Origin of the sequence: Nostoc sp. C052, from assembly GCF_013393905.1 — a bacterium.
Lineage (GTDB): Bacteria > Cyanobacteriota > Cyanobacteriia > Cyanobacteriales > Nostocaceae > Nostoc.
In genome coordinates, this window is record NZ_CP040274.1 from 134212 (window position 1) to 149701 (window position 15490).

8 protein-coding genes and 1 pseudogene are annotated in these 15490 nt (G+C 42.2%); 8 read left to right on the forward strand and 1 reads right to left on the reverse strand.

The annotated features are described in order from the left end of the window. The first annotated feature begins 173 nt into the window (after positions 1–173). Positions 174–626: a helix-turn-helix domain-containing protein gene (locus tag FD723_RS35300; protein ID WP_225912893.1), complete on the forward strand. Its 453-nt coding sequence runs from the start codon at positions 174–176 to the stop codon at positions 624–626. Positions 627–785: 159 nt separating this feature from the next. Beyond that, positions 786–1763 carry a hypothetical protein gene (locus FD723_RS35305; protein ID WP_179069888.1) on the forward strand — a complete coding sequence of 326 codons (978 nt, stop codon included), beginning with the start codon at positions 786–788 and terminating at the stop codon, positions 1761–1763. A gap of 351 nt (positions 1764–2114) precedes the next feature. On the opposite strand, the gene FD723_RS35310 is transcribed toward FD723_RS35305, so the two are convergent. After that, entirely contained in the window at positions 2115–2270 is a 156-nt protein-coding gene (locus FD723_RS35310; protein WP_179069889.1) for a hypothetical protein, read from the reverse strand. A 54-nt stretch (positions 2271–2324) separates the two neighbouring features. On the opposite strand from FD723_RS35310, the gene FD723_RS43495 reads away from it, so the two are divergent. From FD723_RS43495 to FD723_RS35375, 6 genes and pseudogenes are all read left to right on the forward strand, one after another. Beyond that, a complete protein-coding gene (locus FD723_RS43495; RefSeq protein ID WP_306297041.1) occupies positions 2325–11495 on the forward strand; it encodes a Calx-beta domain-containing protein in 9171 nt (3056 codons plus the stop codon). Between the two features lie 205 nt (positions 11496–11700). Then, positions 11701–11961 (forward strand): hypothetical protein, encoded by a 261-nt coding sequence (locus tag FD723_RS35355; RefSeq protein WP_179069890.1) that lies wholly within the window; start codon positions 11701–11703, stop codon positions 11959–11961. Between the two features lie 628 nt (positions 11962–12589). Continuing rightward, positions 12590–12898, forward strand: a complete 309-nt coding sequence (locus FD723_RS35360) for a hypothetical protein (protein ID WP_179069891.1) — start codon at positions 12590–12592, stop codon at positions 12896–12898. 260 nt (positions 12899–13158) lie between these two features. Continuing rightward, positions 13159–13801: pseudogene (locus FD723_RS35365) on the forward strand (hypothetical protein). A gap of 229 nt (positions 13802–14030) precedes the next feature. Further along, positions 14031–14774 carry a hypothetical protein gene (locus tag FD723_RS35370; RefSeq protein WP_179069892.1) on the forward strand — a complete coding sequence of 248 codons (744 nt, stop codon included), beginning with the start codon at positions 14031–14033 and terminating at the stop codon, positions 14772–14774. Positions 14775–14810: 36 nt separating this feature from the next. Continuing rightward, positions 14811–15485 (forward strand): response regulator transcription factor, encoded by a 675-nt coding sequence (locus tag FD723_RS35375; protein ID WP_179069893.1) that lies wholly within the window; start codon positions 14811–14813, stop codon positions 15483–15485. Positions 15486–15490 lie beyond the last annotated feature (5 nt).

Genomic DNA, 15490 nt, shown 5'->3' on the forward strand with positions numbered 1-15490 from the left:
GATTGGTAGTCGAGGGCGCTTTCTCTTTATCTTTTCCTATTATGCGCTAATTTTTTAGCGCTGTCAAGAATATTTTAGCTATTAGCGCTAATATATTAGCGTGTATATTACAAAGGAAGCGCTAAAAAGTTATGGTTTATATGGAGGATATTAATTTATGGGAGCTGCCATTTGTGGCACTTGAAGACAGAAACTCATTGCCGGATGAGCCTTGTGTTTACTTGGCAATCGATAAAGATAACTCGGTGCTGTACGTGGGTATGTCAGACAATTTAAGGCAGAAATGGAAAAGCCATCCTAAGCTAGAAGCCTTAAGTCGTCTTGAAGGCGTTAAAATCTCGTACATTAGAACCGAAGCTGAATTACTCAGAAAGCTAGAAAATGCCCTAATCAAAGTTTTCAAACCTCCGTTGAACTTAACGGAAGCACCCAAAAAAGGCATTGCAGCTTTAAGGGAAAAAATAGGATTAACTCAAAAGCAACTAGGTGATTTAGTTGGAGTTGATACTTCGACAATCAGAAATTGGGAATATGGCAAAGGATCAGAAACTTTCGCAAAAGTAGCAAGACTTTGTAAAGTGCTGGAATGTGATATTGAAGATTTGTTTGAGGAAGAAGCAGTGTGATGATTGAACCTGCTGAAAAACCTCATTTTGCTCTAGCCTCTATCTCATTTTATAAGCAATGCCTGCGGCAGGCTAAGTCTATACAGTTGCCAGTTACATCCAATATCTACGTTGCAATCAACTCAAAACAAATAGCATCGGATTAAAGGAGGTGGAAGTATGAACCAGCCACCTTCTAGAAGACGGAAAAAAGACACCCCTGCCGCATCTGATGACAGCACATTACCAAATGACCTTGCAGAAGAGGATATTTCCCCTCAAGAAAACCCAGCTACAGCAACAATCACTGTTACTGCTGTCGAAATTCCAGAGTTAACCGAGCAGGAAATTAGCGATCGCCTGCACCTAGAGAGGAAAGTGGAGAGGGCATTTTTTGAGGCAGGCAAGGCATTAACGGAATTACGCGATCGCAAATTGTACCGTTCAACTCACAAAACCTTTGAAGAATATTGCAAGCAAAGGTTTGGTTACACGCGGATAGCAGCCAGCTACAAGATTGCCGCAGCTACAGTCATGGACAATTTGTTAACCAATGGTTTACAAAAAGAGGAAATAGCTACGGATGAATTACAGACTCCAAAAATGTTAACCAATGGTTTACAAATTTTGCCAAATAATGAACGTCAAGTACGCCCTTTGGCTTCTTTAGAGCCAGAAGTACAAAGAGAAGCTTGGCAGAAGGCAGTGGAGGAAGCAGGTGGTAAAGTTCCAAGTGGTAGGATTGTGAAGAATGTTGTGCAGCGCATAATGGAGCGAACCAGAGTACCAAACACCTACCAGCTAGGCGAAATCTGTCAAATTCTTGCAAAAGATAACCCAGAACTCAGAGGTAAAGGTGGATGCTGGGGCATAGTCAACCATGTAGGCGAATTCAGTTGCACAATCACAATGTGGGATGGAGAATACACGGTCAGGATCGACCACTTGAAGCCGCTCAATTACCTAGAGTCGGAATGTCAGCAGATGCAGGAGATTAGCGATCGCATCAGTCGGTTACGGGAAAACAAGAGCTTGGAAGAAGCTGCCCGTGCTGTGTTGAAGCACTTGGGGGAAGTGAAGCGACCGTATTTGACTGCGGTGGAGGAGAAGCTGTTGAGTTTGATTGAGCTTGAATATGGGGTTGATTCAGTGTTGTAGTAAATCCTGAGAAATCAAGACTTTTCAACAGGTGCTTCCGAAATATTTTTCAAAATTTTTTTGATTAATTTAACTTCAAATTAATCCAATCATCGAACAAATAACTAAGTCGGTCAGTGTAATTAAAACTGATTATTGGGGGCTGTCATTTGTCCTTTGTTATTTTTCATTGACAAGAGTTTTAAGCCTATTTATGTTCCGTAATATAGTTGGATTTATTTCCGCCCACTTACTTAACACTCTTCCATCGGTCTTGGAAAAAGCAATCGCTGCAAGGCTTACAATGTATCTTTTGAGATTAAGAAAGTTTTACATATAACTACTAGCTTTAATTTCAAATTGCTGGTAGTGTCAGATTGTCAAATATTTAAAATTTTTACCTAATAAAAATACATCTATTATGACCATTTCGTAGTGTGGTCGGTTTTTTGTGTGTTTTGGATCTAGAGAGATGCGATCGCTATCAACTATCTCTACCTTGGCTGTATATGTTTGACTTGTTAACAATCGTCTTTACCTTATACTCCCCTGTTTAAATTAGCAAAGGAATAATCAGCCCAGATGACACCTATTAAATCTATTGATGACCTTTCTCTCAATCAAACGCTATTACTGGCACTTAAAGGGGTGCAGCAATATCTCAGCGAATTTGCTACCAGTCCAGAGTTTATAGACAAGATGCGCTTGGCGTTTGGGGAAAGTTTTAATGCTGAAACCGCTTTGAATTTGGCACAGGCTTGGCAAAATCAGGATTTTAGCGTCATACCAACCATACAATTCCTCTCTTCGGCACAATTGAATGGGGCAAATGGGGCTTATGCGGCGGCAACACAAAGCATTTATATGTCACAGGAGTTTTTCAACCAGCATGAGAATGATCCAGCAGCAATAGTTAATGTGGTGTTAGAGGAGGTTGGACATCGCGTTGATACGGTTCTGAATCAGACAGATAGTGCTGGAGATGAAGGGGCAATTTTTGCAGCGTTGCTACAGGGGTATAATCTAAATACTGAGACATTACAGGCTTTAAAAGCAGAGGATGACCACGCGACAATTACGGTGGATGGTGAAGCGATCGCAGTCGAACAGAGTACGGGAACTTTAGCCTTCAGTCGGGCTAATTTCCAAGTTAGCGAAGATGGGAAAGCGTTTGTTCCAGTTACAATCGCTCGCACTAATGGAAGTGATGGCAATGCTTCCGTTACTTTATCTTTAACAGATGGAACGGCTACTGCTTCTCAAGACTATATTGCACAAAATTTCACAGTCAACTTTAACTTAGGAGAAACGACTAAAACTGTCAATATTCCGATTATTAATGATACTCTTCCAGAAACTAGCGAAACCATTAATCTCACCCTCAGTAATCCGGTTAATGCTACTCTGGGGACTCAAGCAACCGCCACTCTAACCATTCTCGATAATGATACGGTCTCGGCTGGATATGCAGATGTCGTTTTAGATTACTTTGACAGTGGTGCTAGTTCGATTCCTGCACCTTATGGCAGACCTCCACAAGGTGCATTTGGATCAGTTAATTTAGATGTTGTTTTAGGTACACCTCCAACTTCACCTGTTGTTAGTAGTAATCCTAATGTTGATTGGCTGGCTTTACCCCAAGGTTCTTTTATTACCGTTGGGTTTACGGATGAAGTCGTCATTGACGGTCCTGGGAATGATCTTTTTATTCAGAGCTTTGATCCCGCAGATTCTGCGAATGAACAAGCAGATGTTTTTGTCAGCGCAGATGGTACAACGTTTACAAAACTTGGCAGGATCAATGAGCAAGGAAATGTTGGACTTGATTTAGCATCCATCAACTTCACTCAACGGGTTACAGCAGTCAAAGTCGTCGGTCTGGATAATCTAGGAAGTTCACCAGGATTTGATCTAATTGCGGTACAGGCAATTAATCGAGCTTCGACGGCTGGAATATTAGCTTTTGAATCTGCTAACTTTAGTGTCAATGAAGATGGAACTCCGGTTACTCAAGTTAAAGTTGTTCGTACTGATGGAAGCTATGGACAGGTCAGCGCAACCATTAACCTGACTGATAGCACGGCAACTTCACCTTCTGACTACAACAATGCGCCGATTACTGTCACCTTTGCGAATGGGGAAACCTCCAAAATTGTTACTATTCCCATTGTTGATGACACAGTTTATGAAGGTAATGAAACGATTAATCTCAGTCTCGCTAACCCTACAGGTGGCGCAACGATTGGTACACAAAACACAGCTGTTGTAACTGTCTTGGATAATGATTCCAGTCTCTTACTGAGTGATAATTTTAATACGGAAAACAATGGAGTAGGAGTTTTAAATTATTTAAATCTTGCTAATTGGAATGTTGCTAGGGGGAATGTAGATTTACTTGGGAATGGTTCTTATGATTCTCTGCCAGGTAATGGTCTATATCTGGATTTAGACGGTAGTACTTTTAGTGCGGGTAAGTTAGAATCTAAAACAACGTTTAACTTTAATGCTGGCGACAAAGTTACATTGAAGTTTTCTTTAGCAGGCTCCCAAAGAGGAGATATTAACTCAGTTACTGTATCGCTAGGGAGTATCTTTACAGAAACTTTTACTCTAAATAGTTCTCAGCCATTTACTGAATTTACTCGTAGCTTTATCATTAGTTCACCAGCAAGTGGAAAACTTGTTTTTGATCATGCTGGAAACGACAATATTGGGTTGCTTCTAGATAATGTGAAACTCAGTAAAACAGCAAATGGAAAAATTATTCCCGGAACATTATCTTTTAGTCAACCCAGTTTTACGCTTAAAGAAGATGGAACAACGATCACAGCTGTAACGGTTACTCGCAGTGAAGGATCGGATGGAGCAGTAAGTGCCACGATTAAATTGCAGGATGGTACTGCTAATGCTCCAAATGATTACAATAATGCACCTATTACTGTTAATTTTGCCGATGGTGAAACTAGTAAAATCGTTACTATTCCCATCGTTGATGATGCGATCGTAGAACCGGATGAAACTGTCCAACTGACGCTAATCACTCCCACTGGAGGAGCAACGATTGGACAGCAAAATAGTGCAACGCTGACCATTCTTGATAATGATAGGCTGCCGATCGCAGGAGTTTTAGCTTTTAGTTCCCCTCAATTTAGTGTTAACGAAGATGGAACGCCTATTGCAGCTGTAACTGTCACTCGCACTGGTGGAACTGATGGGGCTGTAAGTGCCACTCTTAACTTCAAAGATGGTACAGCAAAAGCGCCAAGCGATTATAATAATGCTCCTATTATTGTTAATTTTGCCAATGGAGAAACCAGTAAAACTGTCACCATTCCGATTGTTAATGACAATAACTTAGAACCAGATGAAACCCTGCAATTGTTTCTAAGTAACCCAACAGGAGGGGTCACTATTGGCCAGCAAAATAGCGCAACGTTAACCATCGTTGACAAAAATGCTCCCTTAATTACAGGATTTCCTCAAGGCGCTTCTGGAAGTAATAAAGGGCAAACGACTATTGTTATTGCAGGGCAGAATTTTTTACCAACAGATCAAATTAGCTTAGTTGACTCCAATGGCACAGAAAAAGCTGCCAGTAAAGTTTATTGGGTAAATGGAACTGAAGCCTGGGCAACTTTTGACTTGCAGGGGTTAAGCACTGGAAAATATGATGTCAAAGTTAACGGTGAACTAAATAGCTTTGTTTCTAACGATTCTTTTACCGTCACCGATGGTTCACTAGGGAATATTCAAGTTCAGTTGAGTTATCCGGCTTTGGGTGTGGCGACACTCACCTATACCAATGTGGGAGAAACGGATGTTGTTGCTCCTTTGTTCAGAATATCGCCAACCAATGCCCAGGTAACATACCCTGACGAAAATACAGTCAGTGATACTGTACGTCAACTGCTGAATTTAAGCATAGGAACGAGTGACAATGGCCCAGCAGGAATTTTGGCTCCTGGTGAAAGTGGTAAATTGTCTTTTGCCTACACTCCCAATGGTAATGGCTTAATTTCCTTTGCAGTTGAACAAGTTAAGCCTAATGAAGTAATTAATTGGGGAAGTATTAAAGCCCAAGCTCGTGCTGATTATAGTTTTATTGACTCTGCTGCTTGGGATGCAATTTGGAGTAATTTAACGGCTGCTTTGGGAACAACTGTCGGACAGTTTCAAACTGTCATGAGCGAAAATGCCAATTATCTCAGTCAATTGGGAGAACCAACTAATGATTTAAGTCGGTTATTTGCCTTTGAATGGAAACAAGCGGCTAATACCCTCACTAATGTCGATTTACTCAGCACAACGGATTTAGTGGATGCTGCACCAGGGTTGTCTTTAACCTTTAACCGGACTTTCCATGAATCTATTGCTGAACGCTACAATTTAGGCAGTTTAGGACGGGGTTGGGCTAGTCAGTGGGATTTACGCGCGACAACGGATAGCAAGGGAAATGTTGTTATTCGCAGCGTGGGAGATTTACAGCGTGTTTTTGAAAAGCAGACTGATGGCAGTTATTTGGAGGTTGGGGGAGCGAATTTAACGATTAATAATGGTGAATATCGGTTACGGGAAACCAATGGCTTAGTTTCGCTGTTTGGGACTGATGGCAAACTCAGTTATGTTGAAGATACCACTGGTAATCGGATTAGCTTGGAATATACCAATAATCTTTTGACTAAGTTGGTTCACACTAATGGAGACAGTTTAACCCTGGCTTACAATAGCCAAGGGCGCATTAGTCAGATTACCGACTCTACAGGACAAGTCAGCAGCTACAGTTATGACGCTTCTGGTGAAAATCTCCTTTCTGTGACAACGCCCCAAGGAATCACTAACTACACCTATGATACGGGTGATGTCGCAGCCAAAAAATATTCTCTGTTGTCGGTAACGTCAGATTTAGGTTATCAGCGCAGTTTTGAATATGATAATGAAGGTCGTCTGACTAAAGAATTTAGCAATGGGCAAACCCAAACTCTGACTTACAGTTACGACAGCACGGGCGGCGTTACCGTTACTGATAGCACGGGCGCGTCTCAAACTGTTTTACTGGATGACCGAGGGAATGCGGGACAAATTCGGGGAGTTGATAACCAAAATCTCCTGTTCAGCTATGATGCAGACGGGAATTTGACTGGTGCAACCCTTCCCAATGGCAGTAAGTCTGGTTACAGTTACGATGCGTTAGGCAATTTAACCAAGCAGACGAATTTACTCAGTCAAGATGTTAAATTTACCTACGATGCCACCTTTAATCAACTGACAGGTTTTACAGACCTCAAAGGGAATGGGGTGAGTTATAGCTATGATGCCAAGAGCAATCTAACAAAAATTACTTATGCTGATGGCAGTACCCAGCAGTTTAGCGTAGATGCGGCAGGGAATATCACCAGTGCAGTCAACCGTCGCGGTAATACCATCCAATATACCTACGACAAAGATGGACAACTGACGAAGAAACAATATGCTGATAATTCTAGCGTTGCTTATAGCTATGACACTAAGGGGAATTTAACCAGTGTCACCGATGCGACGGGAACCATTACCATGCAGTATGATGCTGCAAATCAACTGACTAACATCAGCTATCCTACTGGTCGCTCTCTGCAATATACCTACAATGCCGATGGTCAACGCACCAAGCTGGTTTCTCAAGATGGTTACACGGTTAACTACAGTTATGATGCCGTTGGACGTTTAAAAACCTTAACCGATGCTACAGGACAAAGCATTATCAGCTATGACTATGATAGTGCGGGTCGTTTGACCAACGAAACCAACGGTAACGGGACTTATACCAGTTATGAATATGACCAACAGAGTCAGTTAACTCGGTTAATCAACTACAAAGCAGACAATACCGTTAACTCCCGTTTTGAGTATACCTACGATAATTTAGGTCTGCGTACTAGCATGACCACTCTAGACGGGACGTTTAAATATGGTTATGATGCCACGGGTCAATTGACTTCTGTGGTTACGCCTGATAATGGCACAATTCTCTATCAATATGATGCCGCAGGGAATCGCATTGCAGTTACAGATAACGGCACAGCGACGAATTACACCAGCAATAACCTGAATGAATATACCAATGTCGGTAATGCAGTTTATACCTATGATACTGACGGTAATTTGATTGGCAAAACCGAAGGGGGACAGACTTCTACTTACACTTATGATGTAGAAAATCGTTTGGTTAAAGTAGTTACTCCCCAGGGAACTTGGGATTATCAATATGATGGGTTAGGAAACCGCGTCGCTACTGTCTTTAATGGTGAACGGACGGAATATTTACTCGATCCGACTGGGTTAGGGGATGTGGTCGGGGAATATAACGCCAGTGGTAATTTGGTTGCCAATTATGATTATGGCATTGGTTTAGTTAGTCGGGTAAATGGCAGTAATGCTAATTATTATGATGCGGATGCGATCGGTTCAACGGTAGGGTTAACGGGGACGGATGGGAGTTATGTTAACCGTTACAGTTATTTACCGTTTGGAGAAGATTTAACCAAAGTTGAAGGCGTTGCTAATCCCTTTGAATATGTAGGCCAATGGGGGGTTACGGATGAGGGGAATGGACTCGATTTCATGCGATCAAGGTTTTATGACAGTAATTTAGGACGGTTTACAGCAGTTGATCCGATCGGGCTGAGTGGTGGAGATACAAATTTTTATCGGTATGTTTTTAATCAATCTACTACTTTTACCGATCCTAGTGGAAAAGTTTTTTGGTGGATACCGATAGTAATAATAGGAGCAGCCGGAGCATTCGGTTATGGATTTGCAAAAGGGGGAGGCAATATTAATATTAATATTAATGCCAACAATAACTTCAGCAATAACGGCAATAATAACGGCAGTCCTAACAATAACGGTAATAACAACGGTAATAATAACTTCAGTCCTAACAATAACGGTAATAATAACTTCAGTCCTAACAATAGCGGCAATAATAACGGCAATAATAACGGCAGTCCTAACAATAACGGTAATAATAATTTCAGCCCTAACAATAGCGGCAACAATAACTTTAGTCCCAGCCCAGAACCACCAGTACCGCCATTACCACCCGATGACTTCCCTCCTGATGACTTCTCCCCTGATAACGATGATATTGGCGATCCCCACTTAACAACCTTTGATGGAATTCATTACGACTTCCAAGGAGTCGGAGAATTTACCACCCTCAAATCCACTACAGACGACTTTGAAATCCAAACCCGACAACAGCCTTGGAATGGCAGCACCCGTGTCTCTGTGAATACTGCCATTGCCCTTAAAATCAACGGACAACGGATCGGATTTTATTTGAATGATCCAAATCCCGTCAAAATTAACGGAACTGCCACAGCGATCGCAGATGGCGCACTCTACGCACTTGGGCAAAACCTGATTACTCATAACGGCAACACATATACCGTCTTTTCAGCCAATGGCGATCAAATCCAGGTCACACTAAATGGCAGCTACATGAACCTTGGTCTGGGTCTTGCCGATAACCGCAAGGGTAAAGTCGTCGGACTCTTAGGCAACGATAACGGTAATACCAATGATGACTTTGCCCTCCGCGACGGCACGGTGATTGGCGGTACTATCTCCAATGAACAACTCTACGGCGACTATGCCAACAGTTGGCGCATCACTCAACCCACATCCCTGTTTGATTATGCCACTGGCCAAGATACCAATACCTTCAGCGATCGCACCTTCCCGACAAATATTGTCACCGCCGCAACCTTACCCGCAGATCAACGCGCCGCCGCCCAACAAATTGCCCAAAATGCCGGAATTACCGATCCAACGATTCTAGAAGATGCCATTCTCGATATTGCTCTTACTAATGCTGCACCCGAATTCATTCAGGCATATATTGCCCTTCAACGCGAAATCACCGTTAACGCCCCCAACACCTTAATCAACCCTGATGGTTTTGGCAACCAACACTGGTTAACACCAGCCACAATCATTCCCAATACCATCCGCTTTACCAACAACGCCGGACAAGGAACCACACCAGTAGCCCAAGTTACCATCACTCAACAACTCGATTCCGACCTTGACCTCAACACCTTCACCCTAAATGACTTTGGTTTTGGCGATATTACCATTGATGTTCCCACTGGCGCACAAAATTACAGCCAACGCCTCGACCTCCGCACCACTAGAGGAGTTTTTGTCGATGTCAATGCCGGACTAGACAAATCTACAGGTATCGTCACTTGGACATTTGCCGCCATTGACCCCACCACTGGCAATGCCGCCAACAGTGCAACTCAGGGCTTCTTACCTCCCAATGACCAAAATGGGGTAGGAAGCGGTTTTGTCGGCTACAGCGTCCAATCTAAAGCCAACCCCACCAATAACACTCGCGTTGATGCTCAAGCCAACATAACCTTTAACAGTCAAACTCCCATCCAAACCACCGCAGTCTTTAACACCTTAGATAGCGATATTCCCACAAGTCAAGTTAATGCCTTACCTGCCAACAGTAACTCTAACTTTACCGTCTCTTGGACAGGTAGCGACGCGGGTAGTGGACTAGCCTTTTATGATATCTTTGTCTCTACCGATGGTGGTCAATTTGTTCTTTGGCAAGTTAATACCACAGCCACTTCTGCCACTTATAAGGGTGAAACGGGACACAGCTATGCTTTCTATAGCGTCGCTACCGACAACCTTGGTCAAAAGGAAGTTGCTCCCACTCAGGCAGACACGGTGACAAATACAACTGACCAACTGCTAAACGGTACTTCTGGCAATGATTTACTGCGGGGTGGCACTGGTAATGATACTCTGATTGGTGGTGCTGGCAATGATACCCTTATTGGTGGTGCTGGCAATGATACTTTTGTCTTTCACCGTGGCGATGGCAATGACACCATCACGGATTTTGGTGGCGTAGGCAAAGGTTCAAATCCATCAGCAGCAGTGATTAGCCAATTGGATACCTTGCAATTTACAGGTTCGGGTTTAACTGCCCGAAATCTGCAACTCACTCAAAATGGTAATAACTTAGAAGTCAGCTTTGAAAATGTGGCTAACACTAAAGTCACTCTGCAAAACTTCAAATTAGAAAACCTGGATAACCTATCAGCAACTTCTTCAAGACCTGCTATTGGTAATATTCTGTTTGATGGGCAAACCAGCATCACGGACAGCTTTGATGTCATTGATGCCAATTCCACTCAAACTAGCGTTTTCACCAAAAACACTGTCACCTTCCTCAATGACTTAAACAATAACATCACAGGTTTTGACAACTCCAATGATGTAATTAATGGTGAAGGGGGTAATGACATTATTAATGGCTTGAGCGGCAATGACATACTCAGAGGCGGTGCTGGCAATGATACCCTCATCGGTGGTGCGGGTAATGATATTCTGGTTGGCGGTGCCGGTGCTGACCGATTCCTTTACAATACTGGTACTGCTTTTAAAGGTTCTGCAATTGGTGTAGATACTATTACTGACTTTAACAGTTCTGAAGGTGACAAGATTGTACTGGGTAAAACTACCTTTAGTGCGATCGCTTCTGCTGCGGGAAATGGTTTTAGTCACAAGAGTGATTTTCAAGTCACTAATAAAGCTGGGACTAGCAGTGCGAAAATTGTCTACGACCCGTTGAGTGGGCAATTGTTCTACAACCAAAATGGCAGTGCGGCTGGTTTTGGTAGTGGCGGTCTATTTGCGACTCTAACTGGTGCGCCAACTCTCACGGCATCTGATTTTATCTTGCAACCATAGTTTGCTCAAAACTTAGTTATCAGTTAGTTGAAACCGTGATAACTCTTCACTGTTCGCTGGGACTCTGATTTATTAAAGCGAGGAAAAATAGGGAACTAGCGATCGCTTCTTATGCCAAATTTCCAGAGAAAACCGAGAAGTTAAATATTAGGAGGCGATCGCAACTCTGTAGAGTTTGGGTGGGCGCTGGGGGATAGTCGCAAGAGTGAATGATTTTAGTTGCACTGTCAAAACCTGGAATGGGGAGTACACTGTTGGTTTGCAGCACCTTAAATCTTACAATTACCTGCCTGCCGAGTGTGAGCAGATGCGGGTGATTTGCGATCGCATCAGTCGAGTGTATTCGAGTGGGCTGGAGGAATCGGTGCAGAGGTTTTTGGAGTCGTTGGGCAAGGTGAACCGTTCTTATTTGACAGCTTTGGAAGAGAAAGTGTTGAGTTTGCTGGAAGCTGAAATTGCAAATTAACGTTTGTTAAATAATGTTTGACTGTCCTCCTCGTTACTTCCGGTTGAAATAGGCTATTTATGTAATGCTAAGGGGATTTACCAAGATGCCAAAAAAGAGCCAGAGCAATTCTTTGAGTAAGATTAAACAAGAAGATTCACTCTTTGGAGACTGTCAAAAGTCTGTTGCAGTCGTTGGGGAAGGTGAATCGGCCTTATCTAACTGAGTTGGAAGAAAAACTTTTGAGCCTTCTAGAGTCTGAAGTTAAACTGTAATAGCTAACTGCGTTGCCAACTCTTCGTAAAACTATTTATGTGAACCTGAATAATTTTCTGCGCCTAAACGTGTTAAATATCCCTTTTTGCTTGTGTAAGGATTAGGGATATAGCTGTAAATGTATAGTTTTCTGCATTCGGGATTTTCAGACCAACCAATATTGAACGCAGCATACTTGGGAAAAAAGGTGATTGCATTGTAATAACCAATGCGATCGTGAATCCACCATACGATTGAAATAGCTTAGAGAGCGGGATTCCTGATGGTCATTTATGTCCAAGTTGGTTAAAGTAGTTAACAAAATCTTTTCCAGTTCTTGACTTTTAATGTCTATTGTTGAATTACTGACTTGAATTGCAAAAGACTTTGGCTCATGAAAAATTACCTCAAAACTATTCTGTCAACTGTTGTTGTAAGTATTTTGGCATTTGGTGGTTATATGCAAACAACGTATGCCCATCAATTACCATCTCATCTTTTAGCTAGATCACAGTCTGCTAGCGGTGTTGAAATTGCGGAAGTAGATAGCCCTCATGATCGTGATAGTAGTCATGAAGATGGCGATAGAGAAGCTAGTGATCTGAGAAGAGTGTCTGTGACAAGAACGCACAGAAGAAATCAATCCAAGCATCATTTGACACATCATAAAAAATATCATCATGCAAGGAGGCAGCACAGCTAAGTTTAGGATGTGATGTCATCTGACCAATGGCGCGCTTGTGAACGTAAAACCCTTGTCAGGAGTGGGATTAAGGGTGTAATGATGTGGGGTGTAGGGAAAAGCGTTGTATATTTTGTATTCTTCGTTCGGTTCTTAGTTTTGACCGTACAACCCTTCCCCTCTCATATCTTTACGCCGACAAGTCTTATACCTTATGGATTTGGCGAAAAAAGCTTGCCGTCATTCTCACTTCTAGCGAAAAATAGAGAAGGACAAATATCATGAAGAAGATATTAAACAGGGTTCCAGAGGTGACAATTTACTTCTGGATTATTAAGGTTCTAGCAACCACAGTAGGTGAAACAGCAGCAGATTTTCTGTCAGCAACCCTGAACCTTGATACTGATCACTGATAGATTGGTAGACGAGCTTGGAGTTAGTTTGGTGACAACTACTGTAATTTTTAGTGTTTCCTTGTTGGTAGTTTTTGCGCTGTGGTATTCAAACGAAAAGACATTAGCCATGCACTCCATAAATACAGCTAAAAGAGAGCTTTTCTATTGGGTAGCTGTTTTGTTTACATTTGCCTTGGGTACTGCAACAGGAGACCTTTTAGCAGAGGCTTTGAAAGTGGGCTATGCACAATCAGCACTGATATTTGGCGTTTTAATTGCAATCATAGCGCTCGCTTATTATTACTTTCGGATGAATGTAGTTTTGGCATTCTGGTTAGCTTATATCTTGACTCGTCCGCTTGGAGCATCTATGGGTGATTTACTATCCCAATCTGCTACAAATGGAGGCTTTGGTTTTGGTACGGTCGGAACCAGTATGCTTTTTCTGTCTATAATAGCGAGTCTGGTTATTTACTTGAGCCTTAAGCAGAAGAAACCAGCCTTACTGCCGATTGACCGACAAGACTGATTAGGGATCGCCTTCTCGAGCGAATGGCATTTTTCTGTTTGTGAAGAGGTGATTTGATTAGAAATTGGCGATTACCTAACCTATCTTTTGACTGTTCAACAGCTTTCAATGTAGTGCTTATTCCACATAGCTTAGAGCTTTTCAAGGGTGCCATTGATATCTTAGTTGTTTCTAGCAGACTGCGCTAATCTGAATTATGATGACTGACTATTTTTCTTGTGAAAAATAAATGAACAAAGTTGCAAAAGTCACAATTTACTTCTGGATCATGAAGATCATCGCCACGACGCTTGGAGAGACGGCAGGTGACTTCATCTCAATGTCTCTCGGACTGGGGTATTACGTAGCCTTTGCCATAACGTTCGCTATCCTAGCTATTCTCCTGTTTTTTCAAATTCAATCCGACAGATATATTCCAGTCCTTTACTGGGTGGCGATCATTGCGACAACCACAGCCGGAACCGAAGTTTCAGACTTAATGGATCGATCTTTCGGGCTGGGCTACGCAGTGGGATCGCTGATTCTGGTAGCGGGTCTATTGAGTGTTCTTGCCATTTGGTATTACCGGGATCGGGATCTAAGCGTTTATCCCATCATAAGGAAAGACGCAGAAACCACCTATTGGCTGGCTGTCGTGTTCTCCAACAGTTTGGGAACGGCCTTTGGTGACTTTCTGACAAGCAACTTAGGACTGAGCTATATCCAGGGCGCATTCGTGACGGCCAGCGTCATTGGTTTTGTCATCGCCCTTCACTACGTAACAAAGTTGAGCGATATTTTCCTATTCTGGCTCGCGTTCATCTTCACACGTCCCTTCGGAGCCACCTTTGGAGATTTTCTGACCAAACCAATCAAAAATGGTGGTCTATCACTGCCCAGGGGCTATGCTTCGGCGATCGCCTTTATTATACTGGCAGTTGTCCTATTCTTTTCCGTGCGAAAGGAGAAAAAAGCGCGTCACCCAATTGAGTGATGGGTTTAAGCAGATAGATGATTATAGCTTAAAGATATGAGAATATTAATAATTGAAGATGATGATCGCATCGCTAAACCCTTAGCCGAAGATTTAAAACACCAGCATCATGCTGTTGACATTGCTTGTGATGGCATTGAAGGTTGGGAATATGCCGAAGCAGGTAATTATGATTTAATCTTATTAGATTTAATGTTGCCGCGCTTAGATGGAATTACTCTCTGTAAACGGTTACGTGCTGCTAATTGTAACGCTTTTATTTTGATGTTGACTGCACGAGATACAACACCAGATAAAATAACTGGACTCGATGCTGGTGCAGATGATTATTTAGTTAAACCATTTGAACTAGAAGAATTAGCAGCACGAATTAGAGCTTTATCTCGGAGAAGCCCAGAAACTCACCAACTAATTTTAATTCACGGTGATTTACAATTAGACCCTAATAATTATCATGTGACTTATGGAAGCAAGCCGTTATCATTAACACATAAAGAATACATGATATTAGAATGCTTTTTGAAAAATCCTACTCAAGTTTTAACTCGCTCGGCAATTTTAGATAAATTGTGGGAGTTTGATAAATTATCCGGGGAAGAAACCGTTAAAACTCACATGACAAATTTAAGAAAAAAACTCAGAGCGCTAGGAAGTTCAGAGGATTTTATCGAAACTGTTTACGGTTTTGGTTATCGCCTGTGTCCTAAATAAATGTA

Coding starts and splice junctions, on each gene's coding strand:
- FD723_RS35305 (WP_179069888.1), top strand. CDS start 786: ATGAACCAGCCACCTTCTAGAAGACGGAAAAAAGACACCCCTGCCGCA.
- FD723_RS43495 (WP_306297041.1), top strand. CDS start 2,325: ATGACACCTATTAAATCTATTGATGACCTTTCTCTCAATCAAACGCTA.
- FD723_RS35360 (WP_179069891.1), top strand. CDS start 12,590: ATGAAAAATTACCTCAAAACTATTCTGTCAACTGTTGTTGTAAGTATT.
- FD723_RS35370 (WP_179069892.1), top strand. CDS start 14,031: ATGAACAAAGTTGCAAAAGTCACAATTTACTTCTGGATCATGAAGATC.
- FD723_RS35375 (WP_179069893.1), top strand. CDS start 14,811: ATGAGAATATTAATAATTGAAGATGATGATCGCATCGCTAAACCCTTA.